Origin of the sequence: Pseudomonas sp. p1(2021b) (assembly GCF_020151015.1) — a bacterium.
GTDB lineage: Bacteria > Pseudomonadota > Gammaproteobacteria > Pseudomonadales > Pseudomonadaceae > Aquipseudomonas > Aquipseudomonas putida_K.
The window spans coordinates 979,398-999,040 of sequence record NZ_CP083746.1; the positions used below are offsets into that span (position 1 = coordinate 979,398).

17 protein-coding genes are annotated in these 19,643 nt (G+C 64.3%); 7 read left to right on the forward strand and 10 right to left on the reverse strand.

The annotated features are described in order from the left end of the window. Positions 1–85 precede the first annotated feature (85 nt). Positions 86–718 (forward strand): TetR family transcriptional regulator, encoded by a 633-nt coding sequence (locus K8374_RS04600; RefSeq protein ID WP_224458089.1) that lies wholly within the window; start codon positions 86–88, stop codon positions 716–718. A gap of 100 nt (positions 719–818) precedes the next feature. Here K8374_RS04600 and K8374_RS04605 read toward each other — a convergent pair whose 3' ends face one another. After that, the gene (locus K8374_RS04605) at positions 819–2,270 is read right to left on the reverse strand and encodes an MDR family MFS transporter (protein WP_224458090.1); all 1,452 of its coding nucleotides are present in this window, start codon (positions 2,268–2,270) and stop codon (positions 819–821) included. Positions 2,271–2,658: 388 nt separating this feature from the next. Here K8374_RS04605 and K8374_RS04610 point away from each other — a divergent pair, with 388 nt between their 5' ends. Beyond that, the gene (locus K8374_RS04610; protein WP_224458091.1) at positions 2,659–3,528 is read left to right on the forward strand and encodes an oxaloacetate decarboxylase; all 870 of its coding nucleotides are present in this window, start codon (positions 2,659–2,661) and stop codon (positions 3,526–3,528) included. 9 nt (positions 3,529–3,537) lie between these two features. Here K8374_RS04610 and K8374_RS04615 read toward each other — a convergent pair whose 3' ends face one another. Continuing rightward, positions 3,538–4,443, reverse strand: a complete 906-nt coding sequence (locus K8374_RS04615) for a LysR family transcriptional regulator (protein WP_224458092.1) — start codon at positions 4,441–4,443, stop codon at positions 3,538–3,540. A 104-nt stretch (positions 4,444–4,547) separates the two neighbouring features. Here K8374_RS04615 and K8374_RS04620 point away from each other — a divergent pair, with 104 nt between their 5' ends. Then, positions 4,548–5,423 (forward strand): MBL fold metallo-hydrolase, encoded by an 876-nt coding sequence (locus K8374_RS04620; protein WP_224458093.1) that lies wholly within the window; start codon positions 4,548–4,550, stop codon positions 5,421–5,423. A gap of 66 nt (positions 5,424–5,489) precedes the next feature. Here the strand turns inward: K8374_RS04620 and K8374_RS04625 are convergent, their stop codons facing one another. Continuing rightward, positions 5,490–6,365 (reverse strand): LysR substrate-binding domain-containing protein, encoded by an 876-nt coding sequence (locus K8374_RS04625; RefSeq protein WP_224459272.1) that lies wholly within the window; start codon positions 6,363–6,365, stop codon positions 5,490–5,492. Between the two features lie 114 nt (positions 6,366–6,479). Here K8374_RS04625 and K8374_RS04630 point away from each other — a divergent pair, with 114 nt between their 5' ends. Further along, positions 6,480–8,117 carry a 5-guanidino-2-oxopentanoate decarboxylase gene (locus tag K8374_RS04630; RefSeq protein ID WP_224458094.1) on the forward strand — a complete coding sequence of 546 codons (1,638 nt, stop codon included), beginning with the start codon at positions 6,480–6,482 and terminating at the stop codon, positions 8,115–8,117. A gap of 266 nt (positions 8,118–8,383) precedes the next feature. On the opposite strand, the gene K8374_RS04635 is transcribed toward K8374_RS04630, so the two are convergent. Next, entirely contained in the window at positions 8,384–9,292 is a 909-nt protein-coding gene (locus K8374_RS04635) for an AraC family transcriptional regulator (protein ID WP_224458095.1), read from the reverse strand. Between the two features lie 200 nt (positions 9,293–9,492). Here K8374_RS04635 and K8374_RS04640 point away from each other — a divergent pair, with 200 nt between their 5' ends. Further along, entirely contained in the window at positions 9,493–9,786 is a 294-nt protein-coding gene (locus K8374_RS04640) for a putative quinol monooxygenase (protein ID WP_084855871.1), read from the forward strand. A gap of 66 nt (positions 9,787–9,852) precedes the next feature. After that, a complete protein-coding gene (locus K8374_RS04645; protein ID WP_224458096.1) occupies positions 9,853–10,086 on the forward strand; it encodes a hypothetical protein in 234 nt (77 codons plus the stop codon). On the opposite strand, the gene K8374_RS04650 is transcribed toward K8374_RS04645, so the two are convergent. Further along, positions 10,087–10,698 (reverse strand): flavin reductase family protein, encoded by a 612-nt coding sequence (locus K8374_RS04650; RefSeq protein WP_224458097.1) that lies wholly within the window; start codon positions 10,696–10,698, stop codon positions 10,087–10,089. Between the two features lie 120 nt (positions 10,699–10,818). Next, the gene (locus K8374_RS04655; protein WP_224458098.1) at positions 10,819–11,145 is read right to left on the reverse strand and encodes a hypothetical protein; all 327 of its coding nucleotides are present in this window, start codon (positions 11,143–11,145) and stop codon (positions 10,819–10,821) included. Positions 11,146–11,480: 335 nt separating this feature from the next. Here K8374_RS04655 and K8374_RS04660 point away from each other — a divergent pair, with 335 nt between their 5' ends. Further along, positions 11,481–12,230, forward strand: coding sequence for a hypothetical protein (locus K8374_RS04660; protein WP_224458099.1), 750 nt, complete (start codon positions 11,481–11,483; stop codon positions 12,228–12,230). 158 nt (positions 12,231–12,388) lie between these two features. Here K8374_RS04660 and K8374_RS04665 read toward each other — a convergent pair whose 3' ends face one another. The 4 genes from K8374_RS04665 to bglX form a co-directional block, all read right to left on the reverse strand. Beyond that, positions 12,389–13,708 (reverse strand): MFS transporter, encoded by a 1,320-nt coding sequence (locus tag K8374_RS04665; RefSeq protein WP_224458100.1) that lies wholly within the window; start codon positions 13,706–13,708, stop codon positions 12,389–12,391. Between the two features lie 265 nt (positions 13,709–13,973). Further along, entirely contained in the window at positions 13,974–15,308 is a 1,335-nt protein-coding gene (locus K8374_RS04670; RefSeq protein WP_224458101.1) for a sigma-54-dependent transcriptional regulator, read from the reverse strand. After that, positions 15,302–17,059 (reverse strand): ATP-binding protein, encoded by a 1,758-nt coding sequence (locus K8374_RS04675; protein ID WP_224458102.1) that lies wholly within the window; start codon positions 17,057–17,059, stop codon positions 15,302–15,304. The genes K8374_RS04670 and K8374_RS04675 overlap by 7 nt, the downstream gene beginning before the upstream one ends. A 156-nt stretch (positions 17,060–17,215) precedes the next feature. After that, positions 17,216–19,507, reverse strand: a complete 2,292-nt coding sequence (gene bglX, locus K8374_RS04680) for a beta-glucosidase BglX (protein ID WP_224458103.1) — start codon at positions 19,505–19,507, stop codon at positions 17,216–17,218. Positions 19,508–19,643: the final 136 nt, after the last annotated feature.

Genomic DNA, 19,643 nt, shown 5'->3' on the forward strand with positions numbered 1-19,643 from the left:
TCCGGGGCGAGCCTTCAAGAGGCAGCTCCGGCCTGAACTACCGCGTGCCGTACGCGCACGCGGGCCATGATGAGGTTGAGCTGCCATGGTCCGTCGAACCAAAGAGGAAGCCCAGGAAACCCGTGCCCAGATCATCGAGGCGGCGGAAAAGGCCTTCTACAAGCGCGGGGTCGCGCGAACCACCCTGGCCGACATCGCGCAGCTCGCGGGTGTGACCCGGGGGGCGATCTACTGGCATTTCAACAACAAGGCTGAACTGGTGCAGGCACTGCTGGACAGCCTGCATGAAACCCATGATCACCTGGCCCGTGCCAGCGAAAGCGAGGACGAACTCGACCCGCTGGGCTGCATTCGCACATTGTTGCTGCAGGTGCTCAACGAGCTGGTGCTCAATGCCAGGACGCGGCGTATCAATGAAATCCTGCACCACAAGTGCGAGTTCACCGATGACATGTGCGAGATCCGCCAGCAGCGCCAAAGTGCAGTGCTGGATTGCCACCAGGGTATTGCGCTGGCGATGGCCAATGCCGTGCGTCGCGGGCAGTTGCCCGGTGACCTGGACGTGGAGCGTGCCGCGGTTGCCCTGTTCGCCTATGCCGACGGCCTGATCGGGCGCTGGTTGCTGCTGCCGGACAGCTTCGACCTGCTGCGCGATGTAGAGAAATGGGTCGACACAGGGTTGGATATGCTGCGCTTGAGCCCTTCGTTACGCAAATGAGACTTTGTTAATGATTGTGATGAAGTGTTTCCCTTCTGCATTAAGAGGGCATTAATACGTTTGGGGGGGCGTAGTAGGACCGCGCAGCGGCCCCAACCGCTCACCGCCCCCGCAATTGCCGATCAGGCATGGCTATTGCCGCCACCAGCCCCAGCAATGAGATCCCGGCACTGATCATCAACAACAGGCGGAAGGTTTCCATCAACCGGGCCTGGGTGATCGGGTCCGGCTCCCCGGCCTTGAGGCTGCCCAGCAGCGGATTGCCAAGCGCCTCGAAACCGCCCTGGTGCAACAAGGCCAGCAACAGGCTGGACATGCACGCGACCCCCATCGCCCCGCCCAATGCACGGAACAGGTTGGTGGTACTGGTGGCCACGCCGATGTCCTTGAGCTCGACCGCGCTCTGGGTGCCGACCAGCGAGGTGGGAAATTGCAAGCCGCAGGTAATGCCGGTCAGCAACATGAACAAGGCGCCGAGCAGGGCCGACTGGGGAGGTGTCAGGGCCATGCCGAGAATTGCCAGTGGCATCAGCACGAATCCGACCAGAATTTGTGGCCGGTAGCGACCGGTGCGGCTGGTCAGTCGACCGCCGGTGAAGGCCCCCAACGGCAAGCCCATGGCCAACGGCAGCAGGTACAGCGCTGCGCTGTCGGCACCGGCGCCGGTGATGCCCTGGTAGCGCAACGGCATCAGCATGGTCAGGGAAATCGACTGGAAACTGGCGAAAAAGATCGCACACCAGCACAACACGGCAGCGCGGTTGCCGAACAGCTTGAGCGGCAGTAGTGGCTCCTGGCAGCGTCGTTCATGGGCAATGAACAACAACAGGCCGAGCAGGGCGCAGGCCAGCAGGGCCAGCACGGGCGACGATGCCCACGGGTGCCCCTGGCCGACTAGGGTGATGCCCAGCAGCAGGCTGCCAAGGCCCAGGATCAGCAACAACGCGCCCAAGTAGTCCACCTGTGCCTCGCGCCGCTGTACTGGCATCCCGCCGAGGGCGCGACGGATCGCCCACAAGGCGAACAGGCCAAGTGGCAGGTTGATCCAGAACACCCAGCGCCACGACAGGTATTCGGTCAGCCACCCACCGAGCACGGGGCCAGCGACACTGGCCAGGGCATACATGCTGCTGAAATACCCCTGGTAGCGGCCCCGTTCGCGGGGTGGGACGAAGTCGCCGATGATCGCCTGGCTTACCGAGACCATGCCGCCCGCGCCGACCCCCTGGAGCACGCGCGCCAGCACCAGTTGCTGCATGTCCTGGGCCAGGGCGCAGGCCACCGAGGCCAGGGTGAACAGTGCGGTGCCAGCCAGGATCATGCGCCGACGCCCGTACAGGTCGCCCAGCTTGCCGTAGATCGGCACGGCCACGGTCATGGCCACCATGTAGCCGGAAATCACCCAGGCCAGCAGGCCGACGTCGTTGAATTGCGCCGAAATCGCCGGCATCGACACTGCGACGATGGTCTGGTCCAGGGCACCGAGGAAGATCGCCAGCATCAAGGCGGTGAGGACGCTGCGCAGAACAGTGGGGGGCAGGGCGGCAGTCACGAAGTAACCTTGTCGAAAGTCATTGTCGGAAGGGGGCGCCAGCGCCGCGCGGCAAGGGGCTGGCCGAGCCCGCATTGTAGCTGAGTTAGGTAGCTTCCTATGTACTATGTGCATCCCCTATGCAAGATCGGCATTGGCGCGTTCATCCAGTAGTGCATGGCTGCGTGATATCGTGACTTCACCGCAGCGGCTGAAATACGGGGCCTGCACCAGCATGGTGCAAGATTTTCCGGTTCCGTTTCCTGTCGTTGTATCCCACACCTTCTATTCCTCTGCCTGCATGTCGAGCATGACCGCCCTGATGGCGACGGTTGGAACAGGTCAGGTAGACCCGATTCAGGGGTCGGTAGTCAGCCCGTTCAAATTTTCCTGTTATTGCGGAGTGATCATGCCCAAGGCTTCCCACCACGATCTGCGTTTTGCCTTCCGCGAACTGCTTGCGTCCGGTTCGTGCTATCACACCGCTTCGGTTTTCGACCCCATGTCGGCACGTATTGCCGCGGACCTCGGCTTCGAAGTCGGTATCCTCGGAGGTTCGGTTGCCTCGCTGCAGGTCCTGGCCGCGCCGGACTTCGCCCTGATCACCCTGAGCGAATTCGTCGAGCAGGCCACCCGTATCGGCCGTGTCGCCCAGTTGCCAGTGATCGCCGATGCCGACCATGGCTACGGCAACGCGCTCAATGTCATGCGTACGGTGATCGAGTTGGAACGCGCCGGCGTTGCTGCGCTGACCATCGAAGACACGCTGCTGCCGGCGCAGTTCGGGCGTAAATCGACCGACCTGATCCCGGTGGAAGAGGGCGTGGGCAAGATTCGTGCGGCCATCGAGGCGCGGGTCGATTCGGCGTTGTCGATCATTGCCCGGACCAACGCTGGCGTGCTGACCACCGAGGAAATCATCGTACGCACCCAGAGCTACCAGAAGGCGGGCGCCGATGGTATCTGCATGGTGGGGGTGAAGGATTTCGACCAGCTCGAGCAGATCGCCGAACACCTGAACGTGCCGCTGATGCTGGTGAGCTATGGCAACCCGAACCTGCGCGACGACGCGCGCCTGGCGAGCCTCGGCGTACGCATCGTGGTCGATGGCCATGCGGCCTACTTCGCCGCGATCAAGGCCACCTACGACTGCCTGCGCCTGCAGCGTGGGCAACAGAACAAGTCCGAGAACCTCAGCGCCACCGAGCTTTCGCACACCTATACTCAGCCGGAGGAATACATCCGCTGGGCCAAGGAGTACATGAGCGTCGAGGAGTGACCGGCCTGGTCAGAAATCCCTGTCCCACTCCGGCTCGTCCTGGAACCGCTGCGCCAGGAAGTCCAGCATGCTGCGCAGGGTCGCCGGCATGTGCTTGCGCGAGGTGTACACCGCATTGAGGCTCAGCTCCCGGGGGCGCGCCTGGGGCAGCAGGCGCACCAGCTCGCCACTGCGCAAGGCCGGTGCGGCCTGGTAGGTCGGTAGCATGGCGACCCCGGCACCCGCCAGGGCAGCCTTTTGCAAGGTCATGGCCTCGTTGGCGCTGATGTTGCCCTGCACCGGTACGGCCACGTCTTGCCCATTCACCTCGAAGTGCCACAGGCTATGCCCGAAATAGGCATGGGTCAGGCAATTGTGCCGGCTCAACGCCTCGACCTGTTCGGGCACGCCATGTTCGCGCAGGTAGGCCGGGGCGGCGCACACCACCGAGCGGCACACGGTCAGGCGGCGGGCGATCAGGTTCGGGTCCAGGTCGTTGCTGGTGCGAATCGCCAGGTCGATGCGCTCGTCCACCAGGTTGACCGTGCGATCGAGCATCTGCAGCTCGACCTTCACCCCTGGGTAGCGCTTCACATAGTCAGCCACTGCATCCACCAACTGGGCCTGGCCGAACGAGGTGCTGACACTGATACGCAGCTCACCGCGCGGTGCTTCGTCAGGCTGTCGCACGGCGGCCTGTAGATCGCCGGCCAGTTCCAGCAACTGGCGACAGCGGGGCAGGGTTTCCTGACCGGCGGCGGTAAGGCTGAGCCTGCGCGTGGTGCGCTGCATCAAGCGGGCGCCGACCCACTCTTCCAGCTCGGCCAGATAGCGCGATACCACCGGCCGCGAGAGCTGCAGGTGATCGGCTGCGGCCGACTGGCTGCCCAGGTCGACGACGGTGACGAAGACGCGCATGGCGTTGAGACGGTCCATGATCTGCTCGATTTCAGAAACAAACTATGTCCAAGCATCGCATTTTTTGTGACGAATCGGGCAACTAAGCTGTTGTTCACTTTCCCGCTCACAGGAACAACACGATGTCATTGATCACCACCCTACGTGGTCTGGCGCTGGCCAGTCTGGCCCTGGCCGGCCAGGTACTTGCCGCCGAGCCGCTGCACCTTGAGGTCTACAACCCAGGCCACGAGGCCATCTTCCCGGTCAGCTCGGTGATCATCAGCGGTGCACACGATGCCGTGCTGGTCGACGCCCAGTTCGGCAAGGCCCAGGCCGAGCAGTTGGTCCAGCGCCTGAGCGCCAGCGGCAAGCGGTTGACCACCATCTACATCAGCCATGGCGACCCGGACTATTACTTCGGCCTCGACACCCTGGTCCGTGCGTTTCCCCAGGCCCGGGTGGTCGCCTCGGCGCCTACCGTGGCGCATATTCGCAAGACCATGGAGGCCAAGCTGGCCTACTGGGGGCCGAAGATGGGTACCGACAAGCCCGAGCACCTGGTCGTGCCGCAAGTCCTGGACGGCGACCAGCTGGAGCTGGAAGGCCAGGCGCTGGAAGTCGTGGGCCTGGACGGCCCGCAGCCAGAGCGCAGCTTCGTATGGGTTCCTTCGATCAAGGCAGTGGTCGGTGGCGTGGTCGTGGCGGAGCACATCCATGTGTGGATGGCCGACACCCAGACCGCCCAGTCCCATGCCGACTGGCTCAAGACCCTCGAACGTATCGAGCAGCTCGGGCCTCGCACTGTGATCCCCGGCCATTATCTGGGCCAGAGCAGCCGTTCGCTGGAGGCGGTGCGTTTCACGGCCGGGTACATCCGCGCCTTCGATGCCGAAACCGCCAAGGCCACCGATGGCGCTGCGCTGGTCAAGGCGATGGAGCGACGCTACCCCGGTCTTGCCGATGGCAGCTCGCTGGAACTCAGTGCCAAGGTGGCCAAGGGGGAGATGGCGTGGTGATCGGGTTTGCCTGGGTAACGTCGGAGGCAGCGAGATCGCGAGCTACTTAAGACCTACCTTTGCAGTTCACTGACGAGCCCGCGCTTCGAGCCAGTCCATCAGTTCGCCCAACCCTGCCGGCATGTGCTTCGAAGGGCTGACCAGGTAATACCCCTTGCCGGTCAGCACCTTCAGCTCGAACGGCATGCACAGCCTGCCACTGCGCAGGTCATCGCCGACCAGCGCCCAGTCGCCGATCGCCACGCCGGTGCCCTGGGCTGCCATGGCCATGGCCATGTCCAAGGTCTCGAAATGCTGACGAGGGCCGTGTGGCACGATCTCGGTTCCCGTGGCCTGCAGCCAGAGGTGCCAGTCATGTTCGTCCCGGGAAGGGTGCAGCAGCATGTGTCGTCCCAGGTCCTGCACGTGGGCCAGGGGCACAGGCCCCTCCAGCAACGACGGCGCACATACCGGGGTCAACTGTTCGTCGAACAGCTTACGCACCTGCAGGCCAGCGTCAGGCGGCGCGCCGTAGACCACTGCGGCATCGAAGCCTTCTCGCCGGAAATCCACGCCGTGCTGGACAGTGGTGGTCAGTTCCACCGGCACATCCGGGCGCAGGGCCTGCCATTCCATCAGCCGTGGCAGCAGCCAGCGCATCACGCATGTCGGCGCCTTCAACTGCAGCGTAGTGCTGCGCCCGCCGACTTCACGCACGCCTTGCTCGATCAACGCGAACACCTGCTGGACCCGGGGCAGCCAGTCCTGGCCCTCGCGGGTCAGGCTCAGGCCACGGGCCTGGCGCAGGAACAACGGATAGCCGAGGTGCTCCTCGAGGCCGGCGATCTGCCGGCTCACCGCGCCTTGGGTAATGTGCAGCTGCTGCGCCGCACGGGTGAAATTGCAGTGCTGGGCGGTGACCAGAAAGGTATGCAGGGCAGGCAGGGGCGGTAGGCGTTTCATTGTCATGAGCCATGATCCAGGAACATGGCTAGTATGTGTTTTTTTGCCTTGTGGCGATAGCTGCGCCTTGCTTCCATGGGCACCTGAACTCAACAAGAACCAGGGTGATTCACAATGGCAACCTGTGGCGAAGTATTGGTCAAACTCCTCGAAGGCTACGGCGTGGACCACGTCTTCGGGATTCCCGGTGTGCATACCGTGGAACTCTACCGCGGCCTGGCGGGCTCCTCGATCCGGCACATCACGCCGCGCCACGAGCAGGGCGCCGGGTTCATGGCCGATGGTTATGCCCGTACCCGAGGCAAGCCGGGGGTGTGTTTCATCATCACCGGCCCCGGGATGACCAACATCACCACTGCCATGGGCCAGGCCTATGCTGACTCGATTCCCATGCTGGTGATCTCTAGCGTGCAGTCGCGCGACCAGCTCGGTGGTGGGCGCGGCAAGCTGCACGAGCTGCCCAACCAGGGGACGCTGGTCGGCGGCGTGGCAGCCTTCTCCCATACCCTGATGAGTGCCGATGACCTGCCGCAAATCCTGGCCCGGGCCTTTGCCGTGTTCGACGGTGCCCGGCCGCGTCCGGTGCATATCGAGATCCCGCTGGACGTGTTGGTCGAGCCGGCCGACCATCTTCTGCCCGGCCGCCCGGTGCGCACCACACGTGCAGGCGCTTCGCCCTGCATGGTGGCGCTCATGGCCGAGCGCCTGGCCCAGGCCCGACGGCCATTGATCCTGGCAGGCGGCGGCGCCTTGGCGGCAGGCCCGGCCCTGGCGGCGCTCGCCGAGCACTTGCAGGCTCCGGTGGCGCTGACGATCAACGCCAAGGGCCTGCTGGCGTCCAACCACTCGCTGCAGATCGGCTCGACCCAGTCGCTGCCGGCCACCCGGGCCCTGGTCGCCGAGGCTGACGTGGTGCTGGCCATCGGTACCGAGCTGGCTGAGACCGACTACGACGTGACCTTCAAAGGTGGCTTCGAGATTCCGGGCAGCCTGTTGCGCATCGATATCGACCCGGACCAGACCGTGCGCAACTACCTGCCGGAGTTGGCCTTGGTGGCCGATGCCGAGCAAGCGGCCCAGGCCCTGCTCGTCGCCCTGCAAGCGTTGCCTGAGCCTGCGCGAGGCAGCGATTGGGGCGTCGGTCGTGTGGCTCGCCTGCGCCAGGACCTGGCGACGGGCTGGGACCAGCCGACCTTGAGCCAGACCCGCCTGCTCACCGGCATCCTCGAGGCACTGCCCAACGCTATCCTGGTGGGCGATTCGACCCAGCCGGTGTACACCGGCAACCTGACCCTGGATATGGACAAGCCGCGGCACTGGTTCAACGCCTCGACCGGCTACGGCACCTTGGGTTACGCCTTGCCTGCGGCCATGGGCGCCTGGCTTGGCAGCGCGGAGCGTGCCGATGAACGTGCTCCGACGGTGTGCCTGATCGGCGATGGTGGCTTGCAGTTCACCCTGCCAGAGCTGGCCAGCGCGGTGGAAGCACAGGTGCCGCTGATCGTGCTGTTGTGGAACAACCAGGGGTATGAAGAAATCAAGAAATACATGGTCAACCGGGCCATCGAGCCGGTGGGCGTGGATATCCATACGCCGGACTTCATCGGAGTCGCCCAGGCCCTGGGCGCTGCGGCGCAGCAGGTCGGAGATGTGGCGCAGTTGCAGGCAGCTTTGAAGCAGGCGGTGGAGCGCCGGGGGCCGACGTTGATCCAGGTCGACCAGGCCCAGTGGCAGGCGGCCGTAGCGGGCTGAGGTGCCGTCCTATGGGAGCGGGTTTGCCCGCGAAGACCGCTGCGGCGTATGGCACCGGCTGCGCCGGTGTTCGCGGGTAAACCCGCTCCCACAGGGGTTTCGCAAGTCTTGAATGCCGCGCAATCTCGGTGGGTGCTGGCGACAGCCTGCGATGGGCTGCAAAGCAGCCCCAAGCCCTCAAACGGTGGAGCCCCTCCAGACTCAGGGCCGCTTTGCGGCCCATCGCAGGCTCCGCCAGCTCCCACGGGGCCTGCAAGATTCGGGGGTCAGCCTGTGTTGCCGCGTAACCGCGCCACATCACGGATCGGCGGTGCGCCATACAACCGGCTGTATTCACGGCTGAACTGCGAAGGGCTTTCATAGCCCACCCGATAGCCGGCCACCGCTGCTTCCAGCCCGTCATTGAGCATCAGCCGCCGCGCTTCCTGCAGGCGCAGTTGCTTCTGGTACTGCAAGGGGCTCATGGAAGTCACGGCCTTGAACCTGTGGTGCAGCGTCGAGGTGCTCAGGTTGACCTCCCGCGCCAGCTCCTCGATGCGCAAGGGCAAGTGGTAGTGATGCTTCAGCCAGGTGATGGCCTGGCTCACGCGGTGGGTCTGGCTGTTGGCCAGGGCGATTTCGTACAGGCGATGGCCCTGGGGGCCGCGCAGCAACCGGTACAGGATCTCGCGGCGGATCAGCGGCGCCATGACTGGGATATCCCGGGGCGTATCGAGCAGGCGCATCAGGCGTATCAAGGCATCGAGCAACTGCGGGTCGCTCTTTTCCACGTACAGGCCTCGGCCAGAAGGCAGGTTGGGTACCAGCATCGGCCCGCTCTCGGCGATCAGCTGGCTGATCTGGGCCGGGTCGATATCCAGGCGCAGGCCCAGGCTGGGATTTTCCGGGCTGGCATCCAGACGCACCGCGCTGATCGGCAGGGTCACGGACACCACCATGTAGTGCAGTGGGTCGTAGGCGTATTGCTCATCGCCCAGGAACAGGCTCTTGCTGCCCTGGGCCAGGATGCACAGAGCGGGTTGGGCCAGGGTCGGCATCGAGCGGATGTTCTCTCGATAAGCCGTGGGGTACAGGTCATCGATGGCCGAGGCCTGGCCGTGGACCTCGCCGGCATGGCGCAAGATCAAGCCAGCCAGTTCCTGGCGTTGTAATTCCAGTGCGGGGTCGATGGACATGGGCGGTTTCCTTTATGGACCGACGCAGCATAGGTTTGGGCAAGGTTGGGCGCTAGTCGAAAGCTGCACGTCGATTGCCTGATCCTGTCGTGCGGCAGGATCAGGCAATCGTGCGGCAGTAATCGCCTAACCACGCGCACGGGCGAGGGCCTAACCTTGGCAGCCTGGTTTCAATGCCCCTTCGTTCATGGAGATCGATCATGACCCTGCCACAACCGGTCACGCACCTGGCTTTCATCCGCGCCAGCAATGGTCGCTCGGCAGAGCTGGGCGCGCGCCTTCGTGATCTGCTGGAGCCTTCGTTGCGGGCGCCGGGCTGCCTGAGCTTCGTCGTGCAGCAATCCCAGGCCGATGGCGACCTCTGGCTGCTCAGCGGCAGCTGGCGCGACCAGCAGGCGATGAGCGGCTATTTCGCATCACCCACCCTGGATGTCTTCGGTGAGCTGGTGCAGGCCCAGGTGGTCAGCAGCCTGGACCTGCACACCTTCGCCTGATGTCCCGTCGTCACCATGATGGGTGGGGTAGAATGCCGCCCTTTGTTCACACCATGGATTTGCACGATGGCACGTAGAGAGTTTCCTCGTTTCGAAGTGGTTTCGGCGATGGTTCCCGTCGAAGGTGGCGGCTATAACGCGGCAATCGCCGTGAAGGGGCTGGGCGCCGCTGGCGCGCCGCGCTTTCACAAGGTGCTCGAGGGCCAGGTGTTCAAGAGCGCGGTGGCGGCCGATGAAGCCGCCTGTGCCGAGCTTGCGCGCCTGCAAGGCGTCAGCGAGGAAGGTGAGCTGCTCTGGTGATCAGCCGTTGACCTGGGGCCGGGTCATCTTGAACAGGTTGCCCAGCTCGAAATAGTCCGCCGGGCCGCCGCCGCGCAGGATCGGCTCGGCTGCCGCTGTGTCGTAGATGCCATCCTTGAGCAGATGCTCGGCGATATGCACCGCGACCACCTCTCCTAGGATCAACCAGCTGGGCACCGGCGCCTGGTCGGCGCGCTTGAGCTGGACGATTTGGCTCACCTTGCATTCGAAGGCCACCGGGCTTTCGGCTACGCGCGGCACCTGGACCACCCGCGAAGCGCTCGGGGTCAGGCCGCTGAGCACGAACTCATCCACATCCGCAGCCACGGCCGCACAGCTTTGGTTCATCTGCTCGGCCAGCGGGCGGGTCGCCAGGTTCCAGACGAATTCGCCGGTCTGTTCGATATTGTTCAGGCTGTCTTTGCGCCCGACACTGCAGAAACCGATGATCGGCGGAATGTAGTTGAAGGCATTGAAGAAGCTGTAGGGCGCCAGGTTCAGACGGCCTGCGGTGTCCTGGGAGGAGATCCAGCCGATGGGCCGAGGGCCGACGATGGCATTGAAGGGGTCATGGGGCAGGCCGTGGCCTTTGGCGGGTTCGTAGTAATACATCTGCGCAAGAGCCTGTGGCCCTTTCCTGTGTGTGGACGAGGCGCCTAGTGTGCCAAGGCTTGGCCTGGCTGGAAATGATCAAGCCCGGCCGAAGCCGGGCTGGGTACGCATCTTCAGTGATCAGCTGAAGCGGTGGGCGTTGGTGCGGTCGAAGCCGTTTTCCGCGAAACGCTGTGCGCCAGTGCGGTCGAAGCCGTCTTCGGCGAAGCGTTGGCCGCCGGTGCGGTCGAAGCCGTCTTCGGCGAAGCGTTGGCCGCCGGTGCGGTCGAAGCCGTCTTCAGCGAAGCGCTGTGCGCCGGTGCGGTCGAAACCATCTTCTGCATAAGTTGCCGATTGGGTCTGGACGGCGGTGAAGCTGTGGGCGTTGGTGCGGTCGAAACCGTCTTCGGCGAATGCACCGGTAGCCAGTGCCGACAGAGCCAGGGTCAGGATCAGTTTGCTTTTCATGGTCGTTGCTCCAGTGGAATCGTTGGGGTTGTTTGTTTCTATGGGTTCCATGCTACGCCGATTAAATTGATTAAAAAGCGCAATTATTCGCGCAAATAAATCGAATTATTCGATTTATTTGCGCGCTTTAACCGCTCGCTCTCGTTCTCGCTCAGTCCTGGGCTCAAGCCTTGAACCCACGTGAAACTTTCCGACCCTTCAAGCCTGCCGCATGGGAATTAATGTCCGGTTAAATGAAACCTTCGGTGAATGAACGCTTTTTTCATGCATCACCAACCGTTTTTTCAGAGAAGCGCCCCCACCATCGCGCCACCCAACCTCTGGAGCGGCACACAATGAACAAACTTCCGCAAATCACCCTGGCCTTCTGGGTCATGAAGATCTGCGCAACCACTTTGGGCGAGACGGCGGGCGACCTGTTGTCGATGACTTTGGATATCGGCTATGCCATGAGCTCGCTGCTGTTGATCAGCGTGTTTTTGGTGACTTTGCTCACCCAGCTCTATTCGCGCCGCTACAACCCGCTGCTCTATTGGCTGGTGATCCTGTCCACCAGCACCGCCGGCACCACCATGTCCGATTTCATGGACCGTACCCTGGGCCTGGGCTACGCAGCAGGCTCGGCAATCCTGATCGGGATCCTGCTGTTGACCTTCGTGTTGTGGCGCCTGAGCGGCAACCCGCTGGACGTCACACGTATCAAGAACCGTGCAGGCGAGCTGTTCTATTGGGTCGCCATCCTGTTCTCCAATACCCTCGGCACGGCATTGGGTGACTTCCTGGCCGATGATTCCGGGCTGGGCTTCGCGGGCGGCGCGATGCTGATCGGCGGTGCGATCGGGGTGGTCTTACTGGCTCGCTACTGGACGCGTATTCCGGGCGTGGTGCTGTTCTGGATCGCCTTCGTCCTGACTCGCCCATTCGGCGCGACCCTGGGCGACTTCCTCACCAAGCCATATGAAAAAGGTGGGTTGGACTTCGGTACGGTCGGCTCGTCGGCGGTACTGGGCGGGGTGTTGCTGGTACTGGTGCTGATGGCGTCGTTCTACAACCGTGAGCCGCGCCGGGCGTTGGAGGCTTCCTGAGCGCAGAGAACCGGTGGCTGTGGGAGTGGGCTTGCCCCGCGATCAAGGGCGAAGCCCTTGCCAGGCGGCCCAATCGCGGGGCAAGCCCGCTCAGCGAGAAAAAAGGGGCGCCCCGTCAGACGAGGCGCCCCTTGTTTTGCAGCCGTGCTGTATCGGGATCAGTCAGTCACGATCCGCGAGTGCTTGGCGGTGTCCTTCATGGTGGCGTACACCAGCAGCGAACAGGCGATGCAGGCGGTGACATACCAGTAGAAGCCGGTCTCCATGCCGTGGCTCTTGAACCACAGGGCGACGTATTCGGCAGTACCGCCGAAGATCGACACGGTCAATGCGTAGGGCAGGCCGACGCCCAGGGCGCGAATCTCAGTGGGGAACAGCTCGGCCTTGACCACGGCGTTGATCGAGGTATAGCCGCTGACGATGATCAGCGCCGCCATGATCAGGAAGAAGGCGCCCCACCAGGTCTGCACGGTGTGCAGGGTGCTCAGGATCGGCACGGTGAACAGGGTGCCCAGCACACCGAAGGCGATCAGGATCGGGCGGCGGCCGATCTTGTCGGACAGCCCGCCGATCACCGGCTGCAGGCACATGAACAGGAACAGCGTGGCTGCCGAGATGGTGGTCGAGTCGCTGATGCTCATGCCCACGGTGTTGACCAGGTACTTCTGCATGTAGGTGGTGTAGGTATAGAAGGCCAGGGTGCCGCCCATGGTCAGGCCGACCACGGTCATCAGCTCCTTGGGATGGCGCAGCAGGGTGCGCATCAGGCTTTCCTTGGACTTCTCCTTCTTGGTGAAGGAGCTGGTCTCTTCCATGCCACGACGCAGGTACAGGGCGACCACCGCGCACAGCGCGCCGATCACGAAGGGCACGCGCCAGCCCCAGGCATACAGCTGCTCGGTGGTGAGGGTCTGCTGCAGGATGATCAGCACCGCCAGCGCGATGAGCTGGCCGGAGATCAGTGTCACGTACTGGAAGCTGGAGAAGAACCCACGGCGATCCTTGCTGGCCATTTCGCTGAGGTAGGTGGCCGAGGTGCCGTATTCACCGCCAACCGACAGGCCCTGCATCAGGCGCGCCAGCACCAGCAGGATCGGCGCGGCGACGCCGATGGTCTCGTAGCCCGGGGTCAGGGCGATGACCAGGGAGCCGGCGCACATCAGCAGCACCGAGGCCATCAGCGCGGCCTTGCGGCCCTTGCGGTCGGCATACAGGCCCATCAGCCAGCCACCGATCGGGCGCATGAGGAAGCCCACGGCGAAGATGGCAGCGGTGTTGAGCAACTGTGCGGTGGTGTCGCCAGCCGGGAAGAAGGCCTTGGCGAAGTACAGCGAGAACGCGGCGTAGACGTACCAGTCGTACCATTCGACCATGTTGCCGATGGAACCACTGAAGATCGACTTGAGGCGGCTGGCGGTGGTTTTTTCCGCGGCGGGCACGGTGGCCGCCCCGGAGGGCAGGGTGGTGGCGTTATCCATCAGGGGATACCTTCTCGTTGTTTTTGTGGAGCGCGCCTGGGCGCGGCTTGAGAAGGCGATTGCAGAAGGTGTGCCAAAGGGGGGCAAGGCGGTCCAGAAAGGGGCGTTACGCAGCCCATCGCGGCTCAAAGCCCCGAAACTCAGGCATTCACGCCTCCTTGTAGGAGCGGGCTTGCCCCGCGATGGGCTGCGCAGCAGCCCCAATTCGCCAGGTCAAATAAGCAAGATCTTGCTCATCCACCTCGAGCAATAGGCAAGAATCCGCCTATTCGCGCTCGAGAAAATCCTCACGCACCAACCCGTGCCGCTGCATCTTCTCGTTCAAGGTACGCCTTGGCAGCTGCAGGGTTTCCATCACCGCCTTGATTTCACCCTTGTGCTGGCGCAGTGCTGCGCGCAGGCACTGGGCTTCGAACGCCTCCATCTGCCCGGCCAGGGATTGGGTGTCCGACGCGGCTTCGACGTCGGGCGCGTCCAGCCCCAGGGCATGGCGCTCGGCGGCATTGGCCAGTTCGCGGACATTGCCCGGCCAGTCATGGGCCAGCAGCCGCGCCAGTTGCACGCCCGCAAGGGGCGGCGCGGTGCGGCCCAGGCGTTCGGCCGCAGCGCGGGCGAAATGCTCGAACAGCAAGGGGATATCTTCGCGCCGCTCGCGCAAGGGGGCCAGGCGCAGCTCGGCGACGTTCAGGCGGTAGGCCAGGTCTTCGCGGAACCGCCCGGCCCGAGCCTCCTCCAGAAGGTCCGGCTTGGTCGCGGCGATGATTCGCAGGTCGACGCTGATGCTCTGGTTGGCGCCGAGGCGCTCCAACTTCTGCTCCTGGATCACGCGCAGCAACTTGGCCTGCTGGGCCAGGGGCATGCTCTCGATTTCGTCCAGAAATACCGTGCCGCCATTGGCGTATTCCAGCTTGCCGATACGCTTGCCCTGGGCGCCGGTGAAGGCGCCGCTTTCGTGACCGAACAGCTCGGCCTCGAACAGCGACTCGGGGATCGCCGCGCAATTGAGGTCCACGAACGGTTTGTCGGCACGCGGGCCGAAGTCGTGCAGGCAACGGGCGACGCGTTCCTTGCCGCTGCCGGTTTCACCGCGGATCAGCACGTTCACCGGCAGGTTGGCCAGGTCCAGGACCTGACGACGCAGGTGCTGCAGGCCCTGGGACATGCCCAGCAAGGTACCTTCCAGGCGCGACTTGAGGTCGGCCTGTTGATGCAGGCGCCGGTTTTCCAGTACCAGTTGGCGTTTCTCCAGCGCGCGACGCAGGCTGCCCAGCAGGGTCTGCGGAGTGAAGGGTTTTTCCAGGAAGTCGTAGGCACCGCTGCGCATGGCTTCGACCGCCATGGGCACATCGCCGTGGCCGGTGAGCAGGATCACCGGCAGGTCCGGGTCCTGTGCCTGCAGCCGCTCGAGCAGCTGCAGGCCATCGATGCCTGGCATGCGTACATCGCTGACGACCACCCCAGGGAAATGCGCCGGCACGTGCGCCAGGCACTCCTCGGCACGGGCGAACAGCTGGACGTTGAAGCCGCTCAGGCTCAGCCACTGTTCCACTGCGGTGCGGATACTGGCTTCGTCATCGACGACGATCACCGAATTCAACATACAGGCTCCTGGTCGCGGGGCAGGGTGAAGCTCAGGCGTGCACCACCCGGCAGGTTCTCGGCCTGCAACTGGCCGCCGGCCTCCTGGACGATGCCATAGGAGATCGCCAGGCCCAGGCCAAGCCCTTCACCCACCGGTTTGGTGGTGAAGAACGGGTCGAAGACCTTGATCAGGTCCGCCTTGGGGATGCCGCCGCCGGAATCGAGCACGCTCAGCCGCCAATGGCCGTTGTCGGCTTCTATGCGGATCTCCAGGCGTTTGTAGCGTTTATCGGCCATGGCGTCGAGGGCATTGCGCAGCAGGTTGATCAGCACCTGCTCGAGGCGGATCGCGTCGCCGCGGACCCAGGCCGGGCGCGCCAGGTACTGCGCCACCTCGACGCCCTCGTCGCGGATGCGCGCCTCGAGCAGGTGCAGGGCCTGATCGACCACGGTCGCCAGGTCCAGGCGCTCGCGCAGGCCGCCCGGGCTGTTGCGGGCGAAAGTCTTCAGGTGCCCGGTCAGCGCTGCCATGCGCTTGAGCATCTGCTCGAGGGGCTCCAGGGCGCGACGGGCCTCGTCGATACGGCCATGGTCGAGCAGCAGGCGCAGGGTTTCCAGTTGCATGCGCTGGGTGGTCAGGGGTTGGTTGATCTCATGGGCCAGGGCCGCCGACATCTGCCCCAGCGCTGCCAGCTTGGTCGATTGCACCAGGCCCTCCTGGGCGGTACGCAGCTCACGGGTGCGTTCCTCCACCAGGCGCTTGAGGTCGTCGCGGCTGCGCTTGCGCAAGCGGTCCAGGCGCAAGCGCTGGCTGACGAACAGTGCGGCGAACACCAAGGTCAGCCAGATGGCCGCGGCGGCCAGGGCGGCGTTGCGCCCGTCAGCACTGACCTGGGGTTTGCGCAGCAGGTGCAAGGTCCAGCCCTCGGCGTCCAGCGGCAGGCTTTCCCACAAATAGTCAGCGGTGCCTTCCGGGCCCTGTACACGGCTCAGCTGGCTGTTGTCGTCGAAGTGCGTCAACACCTGATGTTGCAGGGGCACCAGAGGCTGCTTGTCGTACTGCCGGGTTTCGGCCAGTTCGGCGCGGTCGGCGCTGGAAATCGGTTGCAGTTCGCGGTACCGCCAGCCGTCCTGGTTGGCGATGAAGGTGATGCCGCGGGCGTCGCTGACCAGCAAGATGTCACTGCCCTGGCGCCATTCGCGCTCGAGCTCGGGGAATTCCAGCTTGACCACCATCGCCCCGAGGAAACGCCCATGCTCATCGTTGACCGCGCTGGCCAGGAAGTACCCCGGCACGCCGCTGGTGACGCCGACCGCATAGAAGCGGCCGCTGCCGTGGGTGCGGGTCTGCTTGAAGTAGGGGCGAAAGCCGTAGTTGGAGCCTACATAGGTGGTCGGCAGGCGCCAGTTGCTGGCGGCGATGGCGAGGCCGGTACGGTCGAGCAGCTCGAGGGTCGAGGAGTTGGCGGCGCCGTTGATGCGCTCGAGCTTGCGGTTGAGGGCCTCTTGCACGTGTGCGTTGACCGGACCGCGCAGGGCGGCGATCAGCTCCGGGTCCAGCGCCAGGACGGCCGGCAGGGCGCGGTAGCGTTCGATCAGGGTGTGCAAGGCATTGGCGTACAGGGTCAGCTGCTGGCTGGCCCGGCGGGCGTCGGTCGCCATGGCCTGGCGCTTGGCCTGGTGCATCGCCCAACCGGCGCTGAGCGCGGTGCCGACGAGGATCACCAGGACGATCATGGCCAGGCGCAGGGTACGAAAGGAAAAAAGCATGAGGCGGGTCCTTGGCCTGTGCGGGTGTTCGATCGATGATTGTCGGTGCTGGCCTCATCGCGGGGCAACACAGGCCTGGCTGATTGTGCGAGGCCTGTGGGTTTACGGGGTTTGTGCTCTGTGTAATCGCCCAGCCCAAAGGGGCTGGGTAATCGCCTACAGCAACTCGAAGCTCTGCTGCTGCACCGCCTCGGAGTCCAGGCCGACCTGGACGTTGAACTGCCCAGGCTCTGCGACGCGCTGCAGCTGGCCATTGTAGAACTTCAGGTCATCCTCGCTGATGCGGAAGGTCAAGGTCCGCGACTCACCGGCCTTGAGCATCAGTTTCTGGAAGTTCTTCAACTCCTTGACCGGGCGGCTCATGGACGCGCTGACATCTTGCAGGTACAGCTGCACTACCGTCTCGCCGTCGCGTTTACCGGTGTTCTTCACCGTTACCTTGGCCTCGAGCGTGCCGCCACGCTTGAGTCGCTGGTTATCCAGGGCCAAGCCCGAGAGTTCGAAGGTGCTATAGCTCAGGCCGTAGCCGAACGGATACAGCGGGCCGTTGGGCTCCTCGAAATACTGCGAAGTGTAGTTGCCCGGCTTGCCCGGCGTGTAGGGCCGGCCGATGCGCAGGTGGTTGTAGTACATCGGGATCTGTCCGACCGAGCGCGGGAAGGTGATGGCCAGCTTGCCGGACGGGTTGTAGTCGCCGAACAGCACATCGGCGATGGCATTGCCGCCTTCGGTGCCGCTGAACCAGGTCTCGAGCAGGGCGTCCGCCTGCTCGCGTTCCCAGGCCAGGGACAGCGGGCGACCATTCATCAGCACCAGCACCAAGGGTTTGCCGGTGGCCTTCAGCGCCTTGATCAGGTCGCGTTGCACCTTGGGGATTTCCAGGGTGGTGCGGCTGGAGGATTCGTGGGACATACCACGCGATTCCCCGACCACGGCCACCACCACATCGGACTGCCTGGCGGCCTTCACCGCTTCGTCGATCAGCACGGCAGCGGGGCGTGGGTCATCGATGATCTCGGGTGCGGCGAAGTTGAGGAAGTTCAGGTAGTCGAACATGGCCTTGTCGCCGGTCACGTTCGAACCCTTGGCATAGACCAGCTTGGCCTTGCCCGCCAGGGCGCGGCGCAGGCCTTCGCGCACGGTCACCGAGTGCTCCGGTTTGCCGTCGGCAGCCCAGCTGCCCATCATGTCGATCGGCGCATCGGCCAGCGGGCCGACCAGGGCGATGGTGCCGGCCTTCTTCAGCGGCAGGGTCTGGTCACGGTTCTCCAGCAGCACCAGGCTGCGGCGTGCCACGTCGCGGGCTGCCTCGCGGTGCAGGCGGTTCTCGGCGTAGTAGTCGGCAACGTCGCTCTCGGGCTTGCCGATGCGCACGTACGGGTCCTTGAACAGGCCCATGTCGTACTTGGCGCCGAGTACTTCGCGCACCGCCTGGTCCAGCTCGGCCTGGGTCACTTCCCCGGACTTCAACAGCCCCGGCAGTTCTTCGCCGTAGAGGGTGTCGTTCATGCTCATATCGATGCCGGCCTTGATCGCCAGCTTGGCCGCCTCGCGGCCATCGCGGGCCACACCATGGCGGATCAATTCCTGGATGGCGCCGTGGTCGCTGATGGTCACGCCTTTGAAACCCCACTCCTTGCGCAGCAGGTCGTTCATCAGCCAGGTGTTGGAGGTGGCCGGCACGCCATTGATGGAGTTCAGCGCCACCATCACCCCGCCTGCGCCCGCCTCGAGGCTGGCGCGGTAGGGCGGCAGGTAGTCGTTGTACATTTTCGGCAAGCTCATATCGACCGTGTTGTAGTCGCGCCCGCCTTCCACCGCGCCGTACAGGGCGAAGTGCTTGACGATGGCCATGATGCTGTCGGGGTTGGCCGGGCTCGAGCCCTGAAATGCCTTGACCATCACCTGGCCGATCTTCGAGGTGAGGTAGGTATCCTCGCCGAAGCCTTCGCTGGTACGGCCCCAGCGCGGGTCGCGGGCGATGTCGACCATCGGCCCGAAGGTCATGTCCAGGGAGTCGGCCGCGGCCTCGATGGCCGAGGTACGACCGACCTTGGCGATGGCGTCCATGTCCCAGGTCGCGGCCAGGCCCAGGCCGATCGGGAAGATCGTGCGCTCGCCGTGGATGGTGTCGTAGGCGAAGAACATCGGGATCTTCAGGCGGCTGCGCATGGCAGCGTCCTGCATCGGCCGGTTCTCCGGTGCCGTGCGCGAGTTGAAGGTGCCGCCGATGCGCCCGGCGGCGATCTCCTCGCGGATCTTCTCGCGGGGCATTTCCGGCCCGATGCTGATCAGGCGAAGCTGGCCGATCTTCTCGGCTTCGGTCATCTGGCCGATCAGGTGTTCGATGAACGCCTGCTTGTCCTGCAGGGGTGGTGCGGAGGGAGCGGCCAGGGCCGCCTGACTGGCAAGGCCCATGGCCAGGCCCAGCAAACACAGTTTCATCATGAATTCCGTTGTCGAGGCCTATGCCGTATCCACGGTGATACGCGCGTGGCCGAGTTCTTTGGCGGCTGTTCTTGTAGGGTTCGCCGGGCGTTTCTTGGCCGATCCGCCCTGCAGGGTCCAATGCAGCGGCGGATTA

What these genes read in the sequence shown, in the direction of transcription:
- K8374_RS04600 (WP_224458089.1), top strand. Translation starts at nt 86, where the DNA reads ATGGTCCGTCGAACCAAAGAGGAAGCCCAGGAAACCCGTGCCCAGATC.
- K8374_RS04610 (WP_224458091.1), top strand. Translation starts at nt 2,659, where the DNA reads ATGCCCAAGGCTTCCCACCACGATCTGCGTTTTGCCTTCCGCGAACTG.
- K8374_RS04615 (WP_224458092.1), bottom strand. Translation starts at nt 4,443, where the DNA reads ATGGACCGTCTCAACGCCATGCGCGTCTTCGTCACCGTCGTCGACCTG.
- K8374_RS04620 (WP_224458093.1), top strand. Translation starts at nt 4,548, where the DNA reads ATGTCATTGATCACCACCCTACGTGGTCTGGCGCTGGCCAGTCTGGCC.
- K8374_RS04625 (WP_224459272.1), bottom strand. Translation starts at nt 6,365, where the DNA reads ATGAAACGCCTACCGCCCCTGCCTGCCCTGCATACCTTTCTGGTCACC.
- K8374_RS04630 (WP_224458094.1), top strand. Translation starts at nt 6,480, where the DNA reads ATGGCAACCTGTGGCGAAGTATTGGTCAAACTCCTCGAAGGCTACGGC.
- K8374_RS04635 (WP_224458095.1), bottom strand. Translation starts at nt 9,292, where the DNA reads ATGTCCATCGACCCCGCACTGGAATTACAACGCCAGGAACTGGCTGGC.
- K8374_RS04640 (WP_084855871.1), top strand. Translation starts at nt 9,493, where the DNA reads ATGACCCTGCCACAACCGGTCACGCACCTGGCTTTCATCCGCGCCAGC.
- K8374_RS04645 (WP_224458096.1), top strand. Translation starts at nt 9,853, where the DNA reads ATGGCACGTAGAGAGTTTCCTCGTTTCGAAGTGGTTTCGGCGATGGTT.
- K8374_RS04650 (WP_224458097.1), bottom strand. Translation starts at nt 10,698, where the DNA reads ATGTATTACTACGAACCCGCCAAAGGCCACGGCCTGCCCCATGACCCC.
- K8374_RS04655 (WP_224458098.1), bottom strand. Translation starts at nt 11,145, where the DNA reads ATGAAAAGCAAACTGATCCTGACCCTGGCTCTGTCGGCACTGGCTACC.
- K8374_RS04660 (WP_224458099.1), top strand. Translation starts at nt 11,481, where the DNA reads ATGAACAAACTTCCGCAAATCACCCTGGCCTTCTGGGTCATGAAGATC.
- K8374_RS04665 (WP_224458100.1), bottom strand. Translation starts at nt 13,708, where the DNA reads ATGGATAACGCCACCACCCTGCCCTCCGGGGCGGCCACCGTGCCCGCC.
- K8374_RS04670 (WP_224458101.1), bottom strand. Translation starts at nt 15,308, where the DNA reads ATGTTGAATTCGGTGATCGTCGTCGATGACGAAGCCAGTATCCGCACC.
- K8374_RS04675 (WP_224458102.1), bottom strand. Translation starts at nt 17,059, where the DNA reads ATGCTTTTTTCCTTTCGTACCCTGCGCCTGGCCATGATCGTCCTGGTG.
- bglX (WP_224458103.1), bottom strand. Translation starts at nt 19,507, where the DNA reads ATGATGAAACTGTGTTTGCTGGGCCTGGCCATGGGCCTTGCCAGTCAG.